At 42.6% G+C, this 21,119-nt stretch carries 15 protein-coding genes and 1 pseudogene; 2 read left to right on the top strand and 14 right to left on the bottom strand.

From position 1 onward, the window contains the following. Nucleotides 1–340: 340 nt before the first annotated feature. From M3204_RS23010 to M3204_RS22965, 10 genes are all read right to left on the bottom strand, one after another. Nucleotides 341–1,084, bottom strand: a complete 744-nt coding sequence (locus M3204_RS23010; RefSeq protein WP_251488771.1) for a DeoR/GlpR family DNA-binding transcription regulator — start codon at nt 1,082–1,084, stop codon at nt 341–343. Nucleotides 1,085–1,104: 20 nt separating this feature from the next. Then, on the bottom strand, nt 1,105–2,025 hold the full coding sequence (locus M3204_RS23005) for a ribokinase (RefSeq protein WP_251488768.1): 921 nt from the start codon (nt 2,023–2,025) through the stop codon (nt 1,105–1,107). Between the two features lie 14 nt (nt 2,026–2,039). Then, on the bottom strand, nt 2,040–3,011 hold the full coding sequence (locus tag M3204_RS23000; protein ID WP_251488765.1) for an ABC transporter permease: 972 nt from the start codon (nt 3,009–3,011) through the stop codon (nt 2,040–2,042). Beyond that, entirely contained in the window at nt 3,008–4,513 is a 1,506-nt protein-coding gene (locus tag M3204_RS22995; protein ID WP_251488762.1) for a sugar ABC transporter ATP-binding protein, read from the bottom strand. The genes M3204_RS23000 and M3204_RS22995 overlap by 4 nt, the downstream gene beginning before the upstream one ends. A 244-nt stretch (nt 4,514–4,757) precedes the next feature. Then, nucleotides 4,758–5,840 (bottom strand): sugar ABC transporter substrate-binding protein, encoded by a 1,083-nt coding sequence (locus M3204_RS22990; RefSeq protein WP_251488759.1) that lies wholly within the window; start codon nt 5,838–5,840, stop codon nt 4,758–4,760. Between the two features lie 53 nt (nt 5,841–5,893). Continuing rightward, nucleotides 5,894–6,823 (bottom strand): sugar phosphate isomerase/epimerase family protein, encoded by a 930-nt coding sequence (locus tag M3204_RS22985; protein ID WP_251488757.1) that lies wholly within the window; start codon nt 6,821–6,823, stop codon nt 5,894–5,896. A 225-nt stretch (nt 6,824–7,048) separates the two neighbouring features. Then, on the bottom strand, nt 7,049–8,053 hold the full coding sequence (gene pdxA, locus M3204_RS22980) for a 4-hydroxythreonine-4-phosphate dehydrogenase PdxA (protein ID WP_251488754.1): 1,005 nt from the start codon (nt 8,051–8,053) through the stop codon (nt 7,049–7,051). Then, nucleotides 8,040–9,338, bottom strand: a complete 1,299-nt coding sequence (locus M3204_RS22975) for a four-carbon acid sugar kinase family protein (protein WP_251488752.1) — start codon at nt 9,336–9,338, stop codon at nt 8,040–8,042. Before M3204_RS22975 ends, pdxA begins: the two co-directional genes overlap by 14 nt. Nucleotides 9,339–9,349: 11 nt before the next feature. Next, on the bottom strand, nt 9,350–10,342 hold the full coding sequence (locus M3204_RS22970; RefSeq protein WP_251488749.1) for a 2-keto-3-deoxygluconate permease: 993 nt from the start codon (nt 10,340–10,342) through the stop codon (nt 9,350–9,352). A 175-nt stretch (nt 10,343–10,517) separates the two neighbouring features. Continuing rightward, complete coding sequence (locus M3204_RS22965; protein WP_251488746.1) at nt 10,518–12,218, bottom strand: sigma-54-dependent Fis family transcriptional regulator; 1,701 nt, start codon at nt 12,216–12,218, stop codon at nt 10,518–10,520. A gap of 504 nt (nt 12,219–12,722) precedes the next feature. On the opposite strand from M3204_RS22965, the gene M3204_RS22960 reads away from it, so the two are divergent. After that, nucleotides 12,723–13,058 (top strand): hypothetical protein, encoded by a 336-nt coding sequence (locus M3204_RS22960; RefSeq protein ID WP_251488743.1) that lies wholly within the window; start codon nt 12,723–12,725, stop codon nt 13,056–13,058. Between the two features lie 190 nt (nt 13,059–13,248). On the opposite strand, the gene M3204_RS22955 is transcribed toward M3204_RS22960, so the two are convergent. The 3 genes from M3204_RS22955 to M3204_RS22945 form a co-directional block, all read right to left on the bottom strand. After that, on the bottom strand, nt 13,249–14,943 hold the full coding sequence (locus M3204_RS22955) for an alpha-amylase family glycosyl hydrolase (protein WP_251488740.1): 1,695 nt from the start codon (nt 14,941–14,943) through the stop codon (nt 13,249–13,251). A gap of 2 nt (nt 14,944–14,945) precedes the next feature. Further along, nucleotides 14,946–17,609, bottom strand: coding sequence for a glycoside hydrolase family 38 C-terminal domain-containing protein (locus tag M3204_RS22950; RefSeq protein WP_251488722.1), 2,664 nt, complete (start codon nt 17,607–17,609; stop codon nt 14,946–14,948). Nucleotides 17,610–17,715: 106 nt separating this feature from the next. Beyond that, on the bottom strand, nt 17,716–19,677 hold the full coding sequence (locus M3204_RS22945; RefSeq protein ID WP_251488718.1) for a fructose-specific PTS transporter subunit EIIC: 1,962 nt from the start codon (nt 19,675–19,677) through the stop codon (nt 17,716–17,718). 243 nt (nt 19,678–19,920) lie between these two features. On the opposite strand from M3204_RS22945, the gene M3204_RS22940 reads away from it, so the two are divergent. Further along, nucleotides 19,921–20,685, top strand: coding sequence for a MurR/RpiR family transcriptional regulator (locus M3204_RS22940; RefSeq protein ID WP_251488714.1), 765 nt, complete (start codon nt 19,921–19,923; stop codon nt 20,683–20,685). Between the two features lie 244 nt (nt 20,686–20,929). On the opposite strand, the pseudogene M3204_RS22935 reads toward M3204_RS22940, so the two are convergent. Continuing rightward, nucleotides 20,930–21,119: pseudogene (locus M3204_RS22935) on the bottom strand (IS256 family transposase); the annotation flags it as partial.

Below are 21,119 nucleotides of genomic sequence, written 5' to 3'. Positions count from 1 at the left end.
GTCTTCACGGTACTGGTATTAATATTTAATTCATTGGCAATCTGAGAATAAGAACGACCTTCCTTTTTTAGTTCAACAGCTCTGATTTTAACTTCCATAGTGTAGTTTTTATAGATTTGGCCTTTTTCCGGCATGTTAATCACCCCTTAAAATGGTTTCCAAACTAGTTGTTTTTCAACCTCTACTTTAAGGGGTGCACATCAAGTCCCTGTGTTTCCATAAAGAAAATGACCCTGGTAAATACCAGGGTCACTAATTAAACACTCAGCAACAATTTAAACTTCCATGAACAGTACTATTATCCAATCGAAGAACTCGGACCTTAAATTTTCCGACTGCGTTACTCAGCTATATAATACTCCACCACTCCATCAAATGCCGGGATTTGTTTATTGGTAATAAGCGTACAATCTTTCAAATCAAATGCTTTACTTAAGGTGCTTTTATTGAATTTTGAACTATCAGCCAGCACGTAGCAGTTTTTTGAGTTTGAATTAACAATTGTTTTCTTGCTGGCTTCACGGAAATCAGGTGTGTTGATGCCTACTTCCAAACCAAAGCCGCTTGTGCCTAAAAAGGATCTGTCGAAATTCAGGCTTCTTAAAGCAGCATCCGTCATTGGACCTGATATCGAATCTAAACTTTTGTTCACTTCGCCGCCGACAATGATACAGCTTTCGATCCCATTTCCGTTTATTTCATTCAATACCTGAATGTTCGAGGTGACCACCCGTACGCCTTTAGCCTTTATATACTTAACCATGGCAGAACAGGTTGTACCCGAGTCGATATAGATGACTTCCTCATCCTCTACGAGTGAAGCCGCATATTTCGCGATCCTCTCCTTGTCCTCTTTGAAAAGGAGTTTCTTTGTGCCCACCGGAATCTCATAAGCATCCAGCTTCAGCTTTACCGCTCCGCCCCTGAGCAAGACGATATAATTTTCATCCTCCAAGGTTTTCAGGTCCCTGCGGATAGTAGATTCGGAAACACCATCAAAGATTTTCAAAAAATCTTCGATATACATGATCTTTTTATTTTCCAGCTCATCCATGATTTTTTCGCGTCTAACATATGGAATCATAAATTCAAACCCTCTATAAACTAATTATTTGGACTCTCAAGTACTTCACTTAAAGCAGGCATCGCGTTTTGCGCCCCAATCTTCATAACGGTCCTTGAACTTACCAGCGAGGAAAATTCTCCTATTTCTTCAGGTGACTTGTTATGGATCAGCGAATAAGCCAGGGCACCTACGTAAGAATCACCAGCTCCAGTAGTCTCGACGGCATCCACTTTTTTCGATGGAATCCTGTATAGTCGATTTCCTGAATATAAAATACTGCCCTTGCCCCCGAGAGTAATGACTAATAAATCACTCGCAAATGGCGCTAATTGTCCACACACTGCTTCTGCATCCTCCACAGAATCAACCTTTTTCCCTGCATAGAACCCAGCTTCTGTTTCATTTACCACCAGGCAATCCACCATTTTCAAATATTCCTCATCAAGCTCGCTTGCCGGTGCAGCATTCAAGATTACGTAACAGCCATGCTTCTTAGCAAGCTTTATTGTATACTGTACAACCTCTTTAGGTACTTCTAATTGCAAGATGACAATCTTGCTTTTCTGCAGGACTGCTTCTGACCGGTCGATATCCTCACATGTAAGGTGATAATTCGCCCCTTTGGAGATGGTAGCGATAACGCTTCCATTTTCAAGCGCATTGATTACGCCAAGTCCGGTGTTGGAATCCGCTGCTGCAACATGGTCGAGATTCACTCCATAGCTTGACAGATTATGCAGCAATTCCTTGCCAAACGAATCATTGCCCACTTTCCCAACCATATATGTCTCCAAGCCTAGTTTGGCGCACTGGACTGCCTGATTGGCTCCCTTTCCCCCGCCACAAAAAGAAACACTGTCGGCTGAGTAGGTTTCTCCTATTTCCGGGAGTCGCTTCTGTTTGAAAATGATGTCGTAGTTGATACTTCCTACTACGGCAACTGTTTCATTTTTCATCATCAACTACCAGCCCTTCATGCGATTTTCTTTTTGGTGAAATTGATTTTTTTGACTTTATCCTGGATCACTTCAAAATAAGCAGCTATCACTATTATCGCACCTGTTGCAATATATTGCCAAAAAGTATCGACACCGACAACAACAAGACCGACTTTCAAAGTAGATAGTAAAATTGCGCCAAGCAGCGTTCCAATCATCGTTCCTCTTCCCCCTGCAAGACTTGCCCCTCCAATCGCCGCCGCGGCAATCGCATTCAATTCATACGTCTGGCCTGCAGCCGGCTCCCCGGAACCTAAACGAGCCAATAAAACCATCCCCGCAAGGGCTGCGCCAGTTCCTGAAATAGCATAAGCCAGCATTTTACTTCTATTGACATTCACGCCTGATAAAATAGTAGCTTCTTCATTACCGCCAATCGCATAAATATAGGTTCCAAGTTTAGTATATTTAAGAATGACATGCCCTACAACAGCAAATGCTAACAAGACAAAAATCGAAACCGGAATCGATCCAAATAATTTGGAGTTGAAAATGCTGCGAAAATTCGCAGGAATATCTAATACCGGCCATCCACCAGTAATGATGTAGGCGACCCCTCTGTACGCACTCATTGTACCAAGAGTAGCGATAAATGGCTGAAGTTTTAATTTGGAGATTAAGAGACCATTGAACAAACCTAGTAAAAATCCCAGGCCGATGCCGCATACGATCGCTATAACAGGGTCAACACCTCTTACCAGCAAATCACCGACAACGACAATGACAATCGCAAAAATAGAACCTACAGAAAGATCGATCCCGCCTGTAATAATGGCGTAAGTGATGCCAAGAGCAAGAAGGCCATTGATGACGCTTTGATCCATTATATCTAATAGGTTACCAGTACTTAAGTAGACCGGCTGGATGATTGAAAATACGATGACCATTATGATAATAGCAGCTATTAAGCTGAATTCACGATTGAAACCTGCTGATTTTAGCTTCATTGTTTTACCCCCATAGCGTACTGAAGAATATCCTCTTCTGTCAGGTTTTCGTTGATATACTCTTTTACTTTCCTGCCTTCGCGCATCACAATGATTCTGTCGCTTAAGCCAAGAACCTCAGGCAGTTCAGAGGAAACGACGATAATCGATTTACCCAATTCAAGCAGTTCCTCGAGTACACGGTAAATCTCGGCCTTCGCACCGACATCGACCCCTTTTGTTGGTTCATCGAGGATCAAAATCTCCGCATCTGATGATAGCCACTTAGCGATTACAACTTTTTGCTGGTTTCCGCCGCTCAAGTTTACGGTCATATAGTGCGAATCTTTTGGCCGCAAATTGATTTCTTCTGCGTACTGGTTGCAGTTATCGGTTTTCTTTTTATGATTTAACAGGCCATACTGAGTGAACTTCTCCATCTTGGTCAGGCCAACATTATTTGCATTATCAAAGTACTTTATAAAACCTTCTGTTTTACGGTTTTCCGGAATAAGCCCTAGTCCCATCTTCACTGCATGTTCTGGTGAGTTAATTTCGACGGGATGGCCATTTATTTTGATGGTTCCACCAGATTTTCGCATTACCCCGAAAATCGTTCTTACTACGTCCGTCCTCTTGGCTCCGACTAAGCCTGCAAATCCTAGTATTTCACCCTTTTTAAGGTGAAAGCTTATATCTTCAAAGACTCCATTCACAGATAAGTTCTCTACTTCCAAAACTTTTTTATCCGTTAATTCAAGCTTTTTGTTCCTGACCGCATAGGCAGATACGTCACGGCCAACCATCTTCTTTATTAACTCTTCCCTGTTAATATCACTTATTTTAAAGGTGTCAATATGTTTGCCATCTCTCAGGACGGTTGCCCGGTCGCAAATTTCAAAAACTTCATCCAGCCGATGGCTTACGTATAAAATGGTGATCCCGTTCTTCTTCAATTCTGTAATAATAGAAAAAAGCGTGCTTACTTCTTGATTCGTCAGTGAAGCAGACGGTTCATCGAATGAAATCACCTCGGCATTATGGTATAAGCCCTTTGCGATGGCGATCATCTGCATTTCTCCGGTGCTTAGTGTCCCTGCAAGATCCTCACTTTTGAAGTTGCAATTCATTTTTTCGAGGATGGCATTTGCTTCCTTATGAAGTGTTTTATAATCGATGAACATACCTTTTCGCGGCTCATTTCCGAGGGTGATATTTTGTCCAACAGTCAATTCAGGTATCAAACTGACTTCCTGGTGAACTTTTGAAATCCCGTCTTTGATCGCCTCATTGGCATTCTTATACGAAACAGCTGTCCCGCGGATTTCCACAGTCCCTTCATACTCTGAATTGACACCATGAAGGATATTCAGCAGTGTTGATTTTCCCGCTCCATTCTCACCAAGCAGAGCATGGACCTCTCCTTTTTCGATGCTAAAGCTTACATTGTCCAAAGCTTTAACTCCGGGGAAAACCTTTGAAATATTTTTAAAATGAATGATATTGTCCTTTTGATTTTCCATGATTGATTCCCCTTTTTAAGGCTCTTTTCGTATATTTTGTTGCTTTCTCAAACAAGAGAAACGAATTTCATTGCAAACCGGGTTCAGGAACTGCTGGTAAAGAGCCACGATTCCTAAAAGAATTCGGATTGCAGAATTTATTCGTAAAACAACAATCAATGCGGAAACAGGCTTTCTTAAAAACTATAGCCGAATCTTATGATCCGACTATAGTTCTAAACAAATTAAGGTTATAGCTGGTCGATTACTTGCTGATTTCAGGGTCTGTCCATTTAAGGATCTCTTCCGCAGGAGTTTCAACATTCGTACTGTCAATCAATGCCTGAGGTGTCCAGATAACTCGTGGCAATTTCTGACCGCCTAATTGGCGAATCGCCATTTCGACCGCAATCTGCCCTTTATATAGAGGGAAGGAGTCGATTGTTGCGTCCATCTCGCCTTTACGGATGGAATCATAGGCTTCACCAATACCATCCACACCCACAACCAGGATATCTCTGCCAGATTCATTTACAGCCTCCTGTGCCCCTAATGCCATGGTGTCGTTATTTGCGAAGATCGCATTCAGGTCGGAATGCTTCTTAATCCATGTTGCCGCGATATCCTTTGCCTTAGAGCGATCCCAGTCAGCGTTTTGCTTTTCTGCGATTTTGATATCAGGAGCATTTTCTTTCATCCAATTTTCAAAGCCCAGTGTTCGCTGTCTTGCAGCAAAAGCCTTAGGCATCCCTACGATAATAGCAACCTTACCTTTACCGCCAATCTTTTCGGAAATCCATTCAGCTAACAATTCTCCATTTTGGTCAGCTTTCGGTCCAACGAAATTAGGGGCTTCCTTGATGATTCCATCGTTAACATTGATTACGGGGATATCCGCTTCCAATGCACTCTCAACACCTGGTACAAGGTTGCTGTCCGAGATAGGAGACAGCAGCAATGCCGTATATTTTTTATTGATCATATCTTTTACAATCGATAATTGACCTTCTTCGTCAGACTCTCCTTGCGGCGACTTCATATCGACAGTAAGGTTATATCCTTGATCGCTGAATTTTTGGGCACCTGTTTCCATACCTTCTTTAAGTGTTCTCCAGTATTCATTTTCAAAAGCCTTTGCAACGCCGCCAAGCTTGATTTCGTCTGAAACCATCGGTACGGCTCCAAGGCTGCCTCTTACTTCTTCATATGTCTTCCCGTCTGCATTATCAGGGTTGAATGATTTATCGCTGCTGCTTCCACTGCCACCGGTGCTGCTGCTACATCCGGTAATCAGCAAAGATATCGCCAGAGCACTTGTTACCAATAATTTTTTATTGCCTTTCTTCATCTCAATTCCTCCCATTTCTATTTTTGATAGTTTTTGATTATCTCCCTGACCTGTTATTTCAAGCATTGGTAAAACAGTTCATTAACCGCCACTGCGTCATTTTTACCGATTGTTTCTTGAATCGATTCAAGACCAATACTATCGACCAGATCATTAATTTTTTGGATAACCTTTACATTCTGGCGGATTTCTGCGATTGGTTCTTCCCTGACCGGGAATGTATCAAAATAGATGACTCCCTGGTAATCGTACTTTTTCAGATAGTAAATGAATTCCAAGGTTTGCATGAATGAAACAGTTCCAACCATAAGGCCATCATCATGTGTACCGTATCCATCATTTATATGCACACCATATAGCTTTCCGCGATCCGCTGCCAGGCTTAAACCGTATGCCGGGTTTTCCCGTTTCATCAACATATGGCAATAATCAACAGTCACTCCTACATTTTCACGATTAACCTCATTGACCATTAACAATGTGGTCCCTATGCTGTCAATCAACGCATACGACCTTTCCTGATATGGCTTGTATTCAATGCTTATTTGCAGGTCGGGTGCGTAGTCAGCAAGAGCTGCTACATAATCCCTCACCTGTTTCCACGCATTCTGATAATCACTTTGGAATGGATAATCAAATCCGTCAAAACCCAGCCACAAAGTGATAACCTCTCCTCCCAGTTCACGGCAGGCATCTGCTGCTTCCTTACATAATACATAAGCATCTTCCGCGATTGATTGGTTGCTGTTGCCTAATTCACCGTTAATAAAATGATTTCTGAATCTCAACGCCAGCCCATTTACTTTCAAATTTGCAAGTTTCAGAGTTTCAAGGACATCACCTACAGAATACTGAGAAAAATGCTCTGGATAATTTAGGTCCACATGTGTAATACCTGAAATTTCTGATAATTTTTTCAGTGCTTCTATTATATCTCCGTTGACTGTGGGCAGGATTGAATTAATCCTAGTTGCGAGTTTCATGTCAGCCTCCCTATGTAATTTTGACTTCGTAAAGTAAATTTAACACCTAAGGAAAACGTTTTCAACAGTTTTTTTCATATTTTTTCAGTTTTTTTTATTATTTTTCATATTTTTTCATTTCTATTCATAAATTCTTTCCGCAAGATTATACTTTTAAATTGCTCTATTAAAAAGGCATTTCCCCACAGGGAAATGCCTTTTCAACAAGTGATATAGATCTAATTGTTACCTTTTCGGCGCCAATTCAACTGCTTGTCTCATCGCTTCGATCAAGCTTTTTTCATCGGCAATGCCTTTGCCGGCGATATCAAAGGCGGTTCCGTGGTCAACACTTGTACGGATGATTGGCAAGCCAACTGTGATGTTGACGCCTGCATCCAATCCTAGTACTTTTACCGGACCGTGACCCTGGTCATGGTACATGGCGACGACAATATCGAAGTCCCCGCGGACGGCGCGGAAGAATAATGTGTCTGCAGGAAGCGGACCTACTGCATTGATTCCTTCACCTTGGGCTTTTTCAACGCCTGGTACGACTTTCTCATCTTCTTCTCCATAGCCGAACAGGCCGTTTTCACCTGCATGAGGATTGATGCCGCAAACTGCGATCTTCGGAGATTGTATTCCTGCTTTTCTTAATGTGTCGTGAGCAAGCTTGATGACATGGTATACACGCTCAGGGTTGATCATTTTTACTGCATCAATGATGCCTACGTGTGTTGTCACATGGATGACACGCAAGTTCGGTGCTGAAAGCATCATCGAGTAATCCTGAGTGCCCGTCAAATCAGCTAAAATTTCTGTATGGCCAGGATATTTGTGGCCGCCCTTCTGAAGCGCCTCTTTATTCAAAGGAGCAGTGCAGATCGCATCGATCTTCTGTTCGTTGGCAAGCTCGATTGCAGTCCGAAGGTATTCAAAAGCAGCGTGGCCAGCATCTGGTGATACTTCTCCGACTGGCAGGTCACCAGGAAGAAGATTCAAGTCAAGGCAATGTACAGTTCCTAAATTATATTCAATTTCCCCAAGCTCTTCAGCAGTAACGGATTGGATTTCCAACTCGCTGCCGACAAAGCTTTTCGCGCGCTCAAGAATCTTGCTGTCACCGATGACAAACGGATTGCTGATGTTATATATCTCTTCAGTTGCAAGCGTCTTTAAAATGATTTCAGGGCCGACACCTGCTGCGTCACCCATCGTGATTCCGACTACTGGTTTAGTTTGTTTCATATTGCCCAACCTTTCCTGTCATGTATTCCACCGCTTTTACAAGCGAGTCTTCGTTTCCGAAGCCACCAGCCTTTGTAATTGCCCAGAAGTTCTTTTCCCCGCTCTTTATTCTGCCAAACGGCAGACCGGCTTCGACTTCAGAGTGGAGTTCCATTTCATTCACATTCAATTCGCCGCAAACAGCTTTCGCAGTGTCACCGCCCGTTAATACAAGGCCGCCGATATCCTGAACTTGATTAAGGAAGGCTTTTGCTGCCTTTGCCAGGCCATTAGCGATTGCTTCGCTTACCTGGTTGCTGCTATAGCCCTTTCTTTTTCCAGCTTCACGCGCAGCAACTCTGTTTGCTTCGGAAGAATCAACATAAATGACGTAATGGCTGGCGTTTTTACTCACTGCCAATCCATCCGCCACAAGTGTATCTTCAACCAATTGAACTGGATTTATTTCAATAAACTCAATTCCCTTTAATCCTTTTAAACTCTCAAGCTGTTTTTTCGTTACCTGGGAAAGGCTCCCGGATACGATAAGCGTCTGGTCGACTGATTTCTTTTTCAAATCCTGCCCTGCCTGAGGAAAAACCTCCAATTCAGCCGGGAGGTATTCGATCAAACCACCAGAGCCTGCCCAAACGATCTTCTTATCCAGCTTTGCGAAAAATGCAGCAATCGACTTCAGGTCCTCTTCTGTTTCGCTGTCGCAAACGAACCAGGATTTCCCGGCAGCCATCACATTTTCCACAAATGACGCCAATGTTTTTTTAGATCCACGGATGAGGTCTAGATTAATCAAAGTAATATCTTCTTCTACTGATTTTTTTAATAACGCAGGAATGAACCCTTCTGCAACAGGCGTTTTCGGGTCACGTCCAAATTCAGTTTCCGTAATCAAAGTCCCGTTCACATAATGGAGACCATCCACTGTGGTCCTGTTCACCTTTGGAAAGGCTGGTACAACCACGACTGCATCTGGCTTATAAATGTTCGCCGCGGCTGAAATTTCCGCAGCTACATTCCCCCTTAGAGTAGAATCGATTTTTTTATAAACATGTGAATAACCTTGCTGAAAAAGAAGAGAAGCAGCTTTAATCACTGCTTCGTGTGCCTCTTCTCCAGAAACTGCCCTGCTGTCTGTATCGACAACCAAAACATCAGGAATTGAATCAGCCTCTTGGATACCTTCTAAATTGAACACTACGGTTGAAGAAAATCCTTTTTTCGCCAATTGGACACCTGAGTCATTGGCACCTGTTAAGTCGTCTGCGATGATTCCGATTTTTCCACCCATGTGATCACACCCTAACTATCCACTTTCATGACATTTCCCTGCTGGAACGCGTACCCCTTTTTCTCAAGTCGCTTGACGAGGAATGCGATGAACAATGGCAATAAAATTGCTGTTGTAACCGTTGATGCCGCTACCTGAACCGTTGCCAGTTCAGCATATTGAGAGAAGCTCGCATTTGCAGCTGCAATCGCAGCCGGCGTCGCAACAGCATTGCCTGCTGTTGAACCTTCAGCAGCACCTACAATTGGATTCCATTTGAAAGCCTTGAATACAAGGTAGCCTGCAGTACCAGTGAAGAAAACTGTCATAACCCCTAGAAGAATTCCCGTAAGTCCGCCTTCGATGATGGCTCCGAAATCAATGCCCATACCTAGCGCGAATGCGAAGAATGGAATCAGCATTGAGCTCCCTTTATCAAGGAAATCACGCATTTCTTCATCTAAGTTACCTAATACCATACCAACTAGGATTGGCAGCAATACTGCGATGAATGACTGGATGGAGAACATTCCGTCAACAAAGCCCATAGCGCCGAAGATTGAAAGTGCCACCATCGTCAAGAATGGTCCATCATTCAAAGCAAGCAATGAGTAAGAAGCACGGTCTTCTTTATTTCCGTATTGACCAACTAAAGCAACGAACAATCCGCCATTACTGTTAGTCATTGCAGCAATGATCGCGATTGGTGCAAGCCCCAGCCACAATCCATTTTCACCAGCAAATAAGTAAGCTATAAGTCCGACTGCGGCACCGACGATCCACTTAACCCCAAGAAGTGTAGCGCCTTTCCCCAAAGAAACACCGAAAGATTTAACATTGATCTGTGCACCTGTAGCTAATAAGAAAAGTGCAATTAACGTTCCTGCGCCATTTACAAACAACGCTTCTGTAAAGTTGCCAATTCGCAACAGGTTCGGTGCAAATGTGTTCAATGTTGCTGCTAAAAGCAACGGTACAACCATCATTCCGCCAGGTATTCTTTCTAACCCTGCCTTTATTCTCATATTCTAGCATCCCCTTTTGTGGTGTTTCAAATTTAAACGATTCAGTAATCGCTTACATGTTTCATTTTAATGAAATCGGTTTATTTTTGCAATAGTTTTTTCGCAAAAAAGTTCAATATTTTGAAAGGTCTATAATAACTGTTGCATTTTTAAACAAAAATAAAAAGCTGAAGAATTAATTCTTCAGCTTTCTCCATAACGTTGAGCGATTTATATTTAACCTGTTTGCCACTCTTGTTTGATTGCCATCTTCCTGTTCCATGACCGCAAGGATGATTTTTTTTTCTATTTCTTCTAAAGTTCCCTGCAATAGATCTTCGGGGACTGAGAGTTCTCCCTCCATTTTCGGTTCAAGTAAGGAAGCGATCATCTCCGCGCTTAAAACATAGCCTTTTTCTGCAGTGGCGGCATCATAAATTAGAGCTTTTAATTCTGCAACATTACCTGGCCATTGATACTTTTCAAGTGTTTCAAGAGCTTCTTCTTTGATCTTGATCGGGGAAGTCCCATGTTGTTGCTGGGAGTCCGCGATAAAATAAGCAGCCAACGCCCTTATGTCGCTATTGCGATTCCGCAGCGGAGGCAAGTAGATCCTTGCAGTATGCAATTCAAAAGCCTCTTCATTTTCAGATTGCATGGAAAAGATGATGTCGGTTCCCCTGCTTGAGTAGTGGTTCGAAACTCGCTTTAGTCTGGCAACTTCAGACGAATCCAATGAATCTGCTCCCTGAAGGTATATCGTCTTAATATCCTTATCAGCATCAGAATCTAATTGCAGGAAATCGGGTGCTGACGCGACAGCAAAAAGCCCTTTCGCTTCATGTTTCATAAAATGGATGTACCTGGCTACAAGCCCTTTGCCAGTCCCGCTTTCACCAATCAGTGCCCAATTTGTTTTTTTCATATTCGCTTTAATGGAGGACATACAGTTCTTCATCTCTTCGCTCTCCTGGATTATTAGCGGGAGCTGGGACACATGTTCAACCTTCACAAAAGATTCCTCAATTGATTTCTCAAGCTTCGAAAAAGCATATAAATAGTATTTATCGCCGCCAATAGTATGGACAGATAGATTTATCTTTATTTTTTCTTTCCCAGAGTTAATGATACTCTTTGAATCCAGGTGCCCATCCTGTTCCATTGGCAAGGCAGCTATATCGATCAATGTCGGCGAAACCGATAGCCATTGTTCGTAGACAATAGTTCTTTCAGCATTAAGGACAATGAGGTCAGGTGCCGCTTTTTTCAAAATAGCTTTCATTAAATCAATCTCTGTTTGTTTTTTTTGGTAAAAGGAGTAAGTTGTCACAGCCCGATGGAATGCGTCATATATGGCCTCTCGCCCTGATTGTATAAGGATTCCCTCCATACCAAACCGGTCAGCATTATGCACGGTTACTACATCCCCCATGATCACACTGTAACCCTGGTCCTTAAGGTCCTTAATCAGCGGTCCTACTTCTTCTGCCCGGTCAACCGTGAAGACCTCAATCGGAATTTCAAGAATATCCGTAATCGTCTCCGCGCCTAACGTGATATTGGAAAAGCCAACAATCGCTTTTTTACCCGGAAATTCATTTGCGAGGGTCAGCACACGCAGCATATCATAACCGGAGACATGGATATCGATTACCGGAAGATTCGTTACTTCTTCTATTAATTTGGCAGTTCCCCCGCGGCTGATTATCACATCAAAACCCTCTTGTTCTGCCCGTTTAGCAAGAGGGACAGCGGAGCCAAGGTTCCCAATCTTTACAACAACCTCAAGAGCCCCAGCTTCTTTTTTGCATTCATCTATCAAACCAGCCATCGCAGGATATGGCGCAATAAACAGCACTTTTATCATTATAATCACCCGTTCTTTCCTTCTCTTCATAAATAGCACACCTGGAAGAAAAGCGCAATGAACAAAGGCATTTACAGCTGAATTGCTGTAAGAAAAGCGCAAGCGCCTTGGTCAGCCCCGACAAGCGGTGAAGGGACTGACAGTGAAGTCGTTCTTTGACTTCATTGGCAGGACCGTAGCGTCTCAAGGGGCTAGGCGCTGGAGCTGAACATTTCTCGAAGTGAAATTTATACTTTCTTATCTCTCAAAAAAAGCCTGTCCCTGCCGCTAAAACGCGGAAGGAACAAGCACTTTGTTTGCAAAAAATTACATTCTGCAAATAACTATCTGTTATTTTTCTTGGGACCCTTCTGCAGGTAGTTAATGAATGACTAAGTCACTTTACTCAAAGTGATTTTTGTTTCGATGATGGCAGCTGGATTGTAATGTGCGGCGAAAACGGTGTAATGATCACAAGCATGAAAGGAAATTCAAAAAACATATCCTAAACAATCCTTGATATACCAACTTAGGAAAAGTAAAGGATGCGTTGAAATGAGCAAGAATAAACAAGAGGTTATGAACTACGGGGAAGATGTTAATGATATCGATTACAGCGCATATGAGCATTTGAGAATGCTTCATGATCGAACTAACCTCGAGAACGTAAAACATGAACTTGATAAGGGAGAAAAAATTTTACTAACCATGTACGGTCTCATTCTTTTAAAAAAAGCGGAAGAGTTGGCTGAACATATTAGCAGCGTATATGATTTTTCACTTTCTGACAAAAATGGTATAACACTCGAACAATGGTGGTGGCATCTTGATAAAGTGGCCCATGGGAAATTATATGTAGAGTACAATTCTTCCGCAGAAAAAGTAATTTAAGAAGCCCAGGGCTTCTTTTTTTATTGGAAGAAACACACGGGGACGCTGTTTCTTCTTGTACATAAAAAGACCCTGTGTAGTAGACTTTTTTATAGGTGTCTACTACACAGGGTACAGTTTATTTCCCGTTTCTGTTTTTTATATTAATTTTTTTCATAACTGTTGTTACTTTTCTATATGATAAATTTCTTTATCTCCCGGGTTGAATCCAAACAAATTCATAAGGCTGCAAGACCAATTCCACAGCTGTCTCCTGGCCGGTTAGTAGGTTGACACCCTTGATGTCACGACTAAGTTTAACTGCTTCTGCAGTTACATTAACAACAAAAACAATCTCCTCACCGGTTTTAATATTGGTTCTCTTCAGAGCAAATACGTCTCGACCTAGATCCAGCACTTCCTGATCTGCAAATGGGGAAAAGGCTGATTGCTGCTGCCTGATTTCAATCATGTTTTTCAGTCCGTTAAATATAGCTGTGCGGCGCGGGTTGTCAACCAGTTCACGGGATATCCGACCAAACTCGAACTTTTCCCTATTGATCCGGCGGTTGATGCCAGACTCCTCTGCCCCTTTTTGGTCATTTTGCGATCCAAGCAAAGAATGATAGTAGATGGCAGGGACGCCGATAAAGGATAGAAGAATCGAATGTGCCGCAAGCATTTTCTGCACCTTAAGCTCCTCTGTCACGTCCTCTTCTTCATTCACGAGGGCATCACTGTAATTAATATTCAGCTCATACACCGATTGACTGCCGTCCGTATTGTTCTTATAAGAGGCACGCCCACCGTTTTCGAGGACTTTGTCAACTAGCAGCTGCTTCTCATCTTCTGTCAGGATTCCTTCTGTCGGACGCATGCCGATACCATCGTGGCTGGCAAGAAAGTTGAAGTAAGTTGCTGTTTCTGAAACTTTGTCAATTGTCTTAGCCCAGTCTGTAATCTTACCAGAATCATGGGTCGTCAACGAATAAAGGACAAGTGGCGGCAATGAAAATTGATAAACCATTTGCGCTTCATTAGAGCCATCCCCAAAATAGCTGACATTTTCTTTATGTGGCACATTTGTCTCGGTTATAATCTGTGTTCCTGGCTTAAATTCATCAAGAAGGGTGCGCCACATCTGAATGATTGCATGTGTCTGTGGCAAATGCATGCAGCTTGTACTGGATTCCTTCCATAAGAATCCGATCGCATCAAGACGGATACTTGTTCCGCCCTTGAAAGCATAGGTAAGCAGGATGTCTGTCATTTCAAGCAAAAGCGGAAAATACGCAATATTGACGTCTACCTGATCTTCGCTAAAGGTAGTCCATGCCGTTTTTAGCCCGTTCTTCCCCTCGTATTCATGGAATAGCGGAGATGTCCTCGGCCTAACCACCTGGCTTGCATCAAACTCAGGATCGTAGGGAATAAAATAGTTCTTATATTTAGGATGATCCTGCAAATACTTCTGGAACCAATCACTCGATTTAGAAATGTGATTTGCGACAAAATCAAACATCAGGCGATAATCCTTCGATAAGCCCTCTATATTGTCCCAATCTCCCAGTTCAGGGTGGATTTCCCTGTAGTCTGTTACTGAGAATCCATCATCCGAGGTGTAAGGGAACATTGGCAGAAGGTGTACATCCGTAACTATGCCTTTAATATACTCCTGTAAAAAGCGGTGGAGGGTCTCAAGGGTGGGTTTTCCTTCTTCATAAATGCTGTCTCCGTACGTAATCAAGTAAACATTCTTTTCGGAGATGGGCTCATTTTTCGGCCAATCGATAGCAGACCATTTTTCAATTAGCTCACTCGCCATATCCAAGTATCGGTCCTCGTACTTTTCCCCATATATAATTCTTAATTGTTGTTCGATTTTTTCGAGGAGTACTTTTTTCACTCTTATTCCTCCTTCAATAACTTAAGGGTGATATATCCCTTTGGCGGGATGGTGATGGATTCCATCTCCATTTCCTTTCCCTCATTTTCATAAAGGTCTGTCTCAATAGCTCTTGTATAAAATTCGCTTGAAACTTTAAATGCCTGCGGCTCACTAGCAGGATTGTAAAGTCTGACAATCAGGCTTGAATCTTCATAGGCCTTCTTGCAGGCACTGGTAAAAATCCGTTCATTATCAATATTAAACAGTGAATAGGTCGGAGGAGCCTCTTTAATCGGTTGAGGAAGCTCAAATCGTTCCAACCTCTCTTCAAAGGTGTTGTAGGATTGAAGCTGGTAGGAAGCATAACGGCCACGGTATAAATCTACTTCCTTAAACAAAGTTTCAGGCTCAAACTGCTCTTCTAGGTACACAAGGCCATAATGGAACTCCATTTTCTGCAGCATTTGCGCATCCGGAGTATGAACCACTTTGTTATTTATGCCTGATGCACGTCCAGGACGCCATGCCAGATTGTCGCGTCCGAGAAGACCAACACTTCTGAATAATGTTAGAGCGAATGTTCCTGTTTCCTTTATCACTTCATACTCTTTAATCCCCTTGGTAATGACCACGAAAGTACTGTCCTGGTTTGCAACGGCTGCAAAGTTTTCAATTGGATAATAAGGAACTGGCGCTTCCGCGAAGCCTTTTTCTTTCCAATCGGAAAGATAAGCGTTCACCGTTGTCCTCTCTAACACACTGAAAGCTTGGTCCCCATATGAGTACTCAGGGTTATCAACAGGCGTATCCAACAGGACACGGACTCGGTGGTCACGAATCTTATTATCAATTTCATGACTGACCCTTACCATATTCTCGCCTTTTCGAAGCTCAAATTTTGTCAGGATCTGAAACGACATGGTTTCAGCGCCGCTTTGCCTCTCTTCCAGATTTCCTGGAACTAGCGCTTCATGAATTACCGTCATAATTTCAGCCTGATCTGCCTTTTCAACACTGATCAGGGATGCAGTACCCAGAATTCTCTTCACATCACCATCTAGGGGTGAAAAATCATACGAATCCCCAGCATCAGCCATATTTTCGAACTTCACAAAGTCCGGCAAGGCTTTCCCCGATTTTTTGTTCTTTAATCCAAGCTTCCCATTTTCAAAACGCAACACATATAAATCATTTTCTATATGGGCTTCTGTGGAAGTTCGCATTTCTTTGCTGCCTTGTTTTCCTTCTTCTATTAACAATGCCTTATATCCCATTGCTGGGATTTCTTCTGCCTTGATCAGCACAACATTACGGTAGTAACCTGGCTGTTCCACTTCCTTTTCACCCTCGGCAGTAACGACAATGATTTTTCCGCCGCTGATGTACTCCTGGGCATTCAGGTCGAATGAGAGCTCTTTGCCATCTAAATCTGTAACAGCAAATTCCCTTTCTCTTGTAAAAAGTACATTCTCCACAATACCTCTATATGGAGCAGGGAGAGTATTGAAGATTACATTCAAATTTTCTTTTCCAATTTGCTTGCTGATGGCACGTGTAAGCTGTTTCTTCAGGATATTGAGTAGTCCATTTGCAATCCTGTCAACCTTTGTCAGACGCTCCATGATGTCTGCGTTCGTATCATCAGAGTTGCAGCCGCCAATGCTGTCATGGGCATGGACGTCAAAAAGCTGTTTCCACATTTGATTCAGCCACATTTCAGGATATTTCAGCCCGAGAGAGAGTCCAATCATCGCCATAGGTTCAAGTGTGTGAATGATTTTTTGCTCTACCTGGTCATTAAGCTTTTTAATGTCATAACGCTGTGAGCGGATTGTATTATGAATACGCGATTTTTGCGGCGCTATAAGCTCCCCTTCAATCACATTTTCAAAGTCTCCATTTTCCCAGGCATTTTCCATGAATGTTTCATAGTCAGAAAGGATATATTCATGGACAGGGTCAATTTCATTCAGCCTGGCAATCGTTTCCGGGAAATGCTCCCTAACAAGGACCTGGTCCCCTCCAGCTGGCAAAAGCAAATGGTCGCTGTTTTCATTAAGGTCCGCAAGCTTTTCAAGCATTGGCTGTAGGCGTTCCTCATAATATGCGTCATCAGCAGCGAGGAATTTTCCTGGCCCATAGCCGAAATAAAGATTGTTCGCTTTCACCGTTTTCCCATCTGGCGATTTCCATATGAAATTCAGGTCACCGTTTAGCTGGTCGGTGTAAACTCCTCTTTGCAAAATGCTGTTCTCGATTCCGAAGCCCGTGAAAATCGACGGCAGGTAAGCATTTTGCCCAAAAATATCGGGAAGATAACCTACTTCCATGCTATGTCCAAACTCATTGGCAATGCGAGTGCCATACAGAAGATTGCGGATAATGGATTCCTTGTTGACGAGCAATGTATCGGTCTGTGTATACCAGGGACCGATGAACAATCTTTTCGCCGTAACCAGTTTCTTGATCCGTTCCTTATCCTCAGGGTTGATTTTTAAATATTCCTCAATCACAGAAACCTGTGCGTCATATATATAGCCGTGATATTGCTCATCATTTTCAAGTACTGTCATCAAGTGATCGAGATTCTCGGCTAGCAGCACATTTGAATCTTCGATTGTAAAATACCACTCCCGATCCCAATGGGAATGCGGGACAACGTAAACATATTTTTGCTTATCCATCTGCCTGGCCTCCATTACTAAATTGTTGTAAGTTCTTCTAAGATGCTTGTTTTTCAGTTGGATAATAAATCAAGGTGCCTGCACAAAACAGACACCTTTTCTATTTTTACTTTGCTGCTTCTTGTCGTTTAATAATTGCAAAGCGAATGAAGATGTTGCTCAGGGCGATGAATAATGCACCGGCAAGCAAGCCGATAAAGTAAGCCCAGAAGTTTTCAACTAGCGGCCAGCCCCAGACTGCAGGCAGCGGGTACCATTGGACCGCTCCAAGGGCAACAGCTGTGACAGACCCGATGATTGCACCGATGATATTCAAAGGAATCGTGATCAGCGGGTTGCGCAGCATGAACGGAATCGCACCTTCACTGATCGCGATGAATCCTAATAATAAAGAAGTATTACCTGTTACACGAAGGTTTTCATCAAAAACCCTGCGGCCAACAACGTATTTATCGATAATGGTTGCTAAACCCAAGCCTATTGGCGGAATGACAATGGCCAAAACCCTTGCTGTCAGCGGGAAAATCTGATCGGCAGCAAGACCAATCGCAATTGCGCCCGCCGCTTTATTGATCGGACCACCAAGGTCAAAGGCAGTAGCTGCAGCGATGACAGCTGACAGGAACAATGTGCCTGAGCCTTGCGCGGATTCAATGTAATTTCTGATTGATTCATTCAAAGCTCCGAAAACAGGATCTACAAAATAAAAGTTCAAGAAGAAAATCGTAAGAACACTGATTGCAGGAATGATTAGCATCGGCTTCATTGCCTGCAGATTTTTATGCAGCTTAATTTTTTCATTTAAGAATCTTGAAACATAACCTGCGACAAGGCCAAGGATCAAGGCACCCAGGAAACCAGACGGGATGCCGCCTTCAACTCCCCAGAATGTATAGTGAAGACCTGCAGCGAATGATCCACCAATTAAACCGGAAACAAGACCTGGCCTTCCTGCCAATGAATATGCGACGAACGCGCCAAAGATTGGATACATGAACTTAAAGATCATTCCGCCAAACTTATCAAGGTGATGAAGGATGACTAATAATTCATTTGAGTGTTCGATATATTTCGGATCGTGAATTTCCCCTGCAAGACCGAATGGCATTGCACCAAGCTTTGCAATACCGATCATTAAACCGGCTGCAACGATTACAGGAATCATGTACGAAATCCCTGTTAGAATCGCCTGGGACATTTCCGCCCAGATACCTTGTTTATCACCAGAATCCATGCTTGAATCTCCATCTTCACCAGCAGCCTGGACGACACCATCAGGATTGTTCAAAGCACGATTGATCATTTCTTTCGCGCTCTTCAGCGGCTCGGCAACCTTTGTTTGAACATAAGGCTTGCCATTAAAGCGCTCCATTCCTTTAGGTGATATATCTGTGGCAAAAATAACTGCATCGGCTTCACGAATCAGCGCCTTCGTATGCTGATCCTCAAGACCGTTTGCACCCTGCTTTTCCGTCAGAACGCGGACACCCATCTCCCGTCCTGCTTTTTCTAACGCTTCTGCAGCCATATATGTGTGGGCAATTCCTGCAGCACATGCTGTGATTGCGACAATCGTTTTTGTGTATTCTTTTGACTCTCCTTCTTTTTCATCAACCTGGTCAATCGCAGCTAGAAATTGCTCGGCATTTGATGCGGTCATAAGACGCTGATAATAATTTTGATCCATTAGGCGTGTACTTAATTCAGATAGCAGACTTAAGTGGGTAGAACCAGCTTCTGCTCCAGGTATAGCAAGTAAGAATACTAGCTCTACCTGATTGTTTGGATCAATGCTTTCCCAGTCTTTTAATTTATTTTTCAATCTCGCTACGGCAAAGCCTGCCTTTTTAACAGCGGAAGATTTGCCGTGGGGGATTGCCAGACCCGCTTCAAACCCTGTTGGCGAAATCTGCTCCCTCTCTATTACAGCCTGATAATATTCTTCTTTTGAGCTAAGGTATCCGTTCTCGTCAAGTGCATCAACTAGATTACGGATGACTTGATCCTTTGTGCCCCACTCTACATCTAAAAAGAGCAGACCTTTATCAGTCATGTCTTTTAATTTCATCTCATTTCACTCCACTTCTTTATTTAAAGTGTTCTATTAAAAGCGCTTTCTAAAATTTCATCAATTTATGAAAGCCTTTTCTAAAATCGCTTACAATATATTTTTAACATGCTAACTATGCCAGCACTTATACTTTCAGCGTACAATTGTACAACATTGAACACTTCTTGAACTCAGCGCGTTTATATTTTGTCCAAATGCTATGATATAATCAGTGAAACGACGCCATACAAGGAGCAGACAATGGGAAAAATCATTGAACACTTTGCCCATGCGATACCATCACTTACTCATGCCGAAAAGCATGTACTCTACTATATTGAATCGAACCTGGAAAAAGCGAGGCAGCTTTCGCTGACGGGGATGGCCGAGGCTAACAGTGTCAGCACAACGACCATTGTCAGGATGTGCCATAAGCTCGGGCTAGAAGGATTCACGGAGTTGAAGTTTTTCATGAAGGGAATTGAGGAAGCCCAGCTGCCAGCAGAGAAAAATCCGCTAGAGCGCTACAGGCATGATTTAAATAATACTTTGTCATCCATTCAGTTGGAGGAAATCGACAAAATTGCCGATCAAATCGTTCAGTCAAGCCGAGTGATCATTGTGGCAGTTGGCCTTTCCAAAATGATGGGAGAGTATTTCAGCAAGCTTTTTATGCAGGTCAACAAGACGACAATTTATGTATACGAATCCCATATTATCGACATCCTTACTAACATGCTAGAACATAAGGATATGGTCATCTTCATCTCATCAAGCGGTGAAACGAAAACAATCACAAAAATCGCTGAAAAAGTAAAATACAAAACAAGGCAGACACTGGCGATCACGAATTCACCGGACAGCAAGCTTGCAAACCTATGCGAACACTCTTTAAGCGCAAGCGTCCAGCAGGTTACTTATGCTGGGTATGACCTAACTGCCCGTTCAACGCTTATTATGCTTATAGATCTCCTGTTTGAAGTTTTTTTAAAGAAAGAATTAGAGGCAAAAAAGAAAAGGAAATGACTTTAACAAGGAGCGGTTTAAAACTGAAAAAAACACTCTTATTTTCCAATTCGCTATAAAAATTGGATTTTCGCTATAAAATTTAGAATTTCGCTATATTAATTAGATTTTCGCTATTAAATTTAAATTTTCGCTATAAAAATCATATTTTCGCTATAAAAAGGTTCCGTCAAGAATTATGTGTAAACATCCATACTCCATGAGTTATATGTGGAGGGGTAGTCAGGCAGCCGAGGCTGCCTGACTACCCCTTTTTGGCTTTTGGATATCGCTGTTCAAACATTTTTAAAATCTTATCGTAAGCCACTCCGAATCCTCCCAACCTTCTTCTTGCCCATCGCTCGTTATAGTCGATGGAGGTCAGGTAAATAATTTTCTCAGCTGCTTCGATATTAGGCAAACTGTTCATAGTCTTTAATCTCTTACGGACTTCC

Origin of the sequence: Mesobacillus subterraneus, assembly GCF_023715485.1 — a bacterium.
GTDB lineage: Bacteria > Bacillota > Bacilli > Bacillales > Cytobacillaceae > Mesobacillus > Mesobacillus subterraneus_B.
This window is presented reverse-complemented; position numbering and strand designations above follow the sequence as displayed.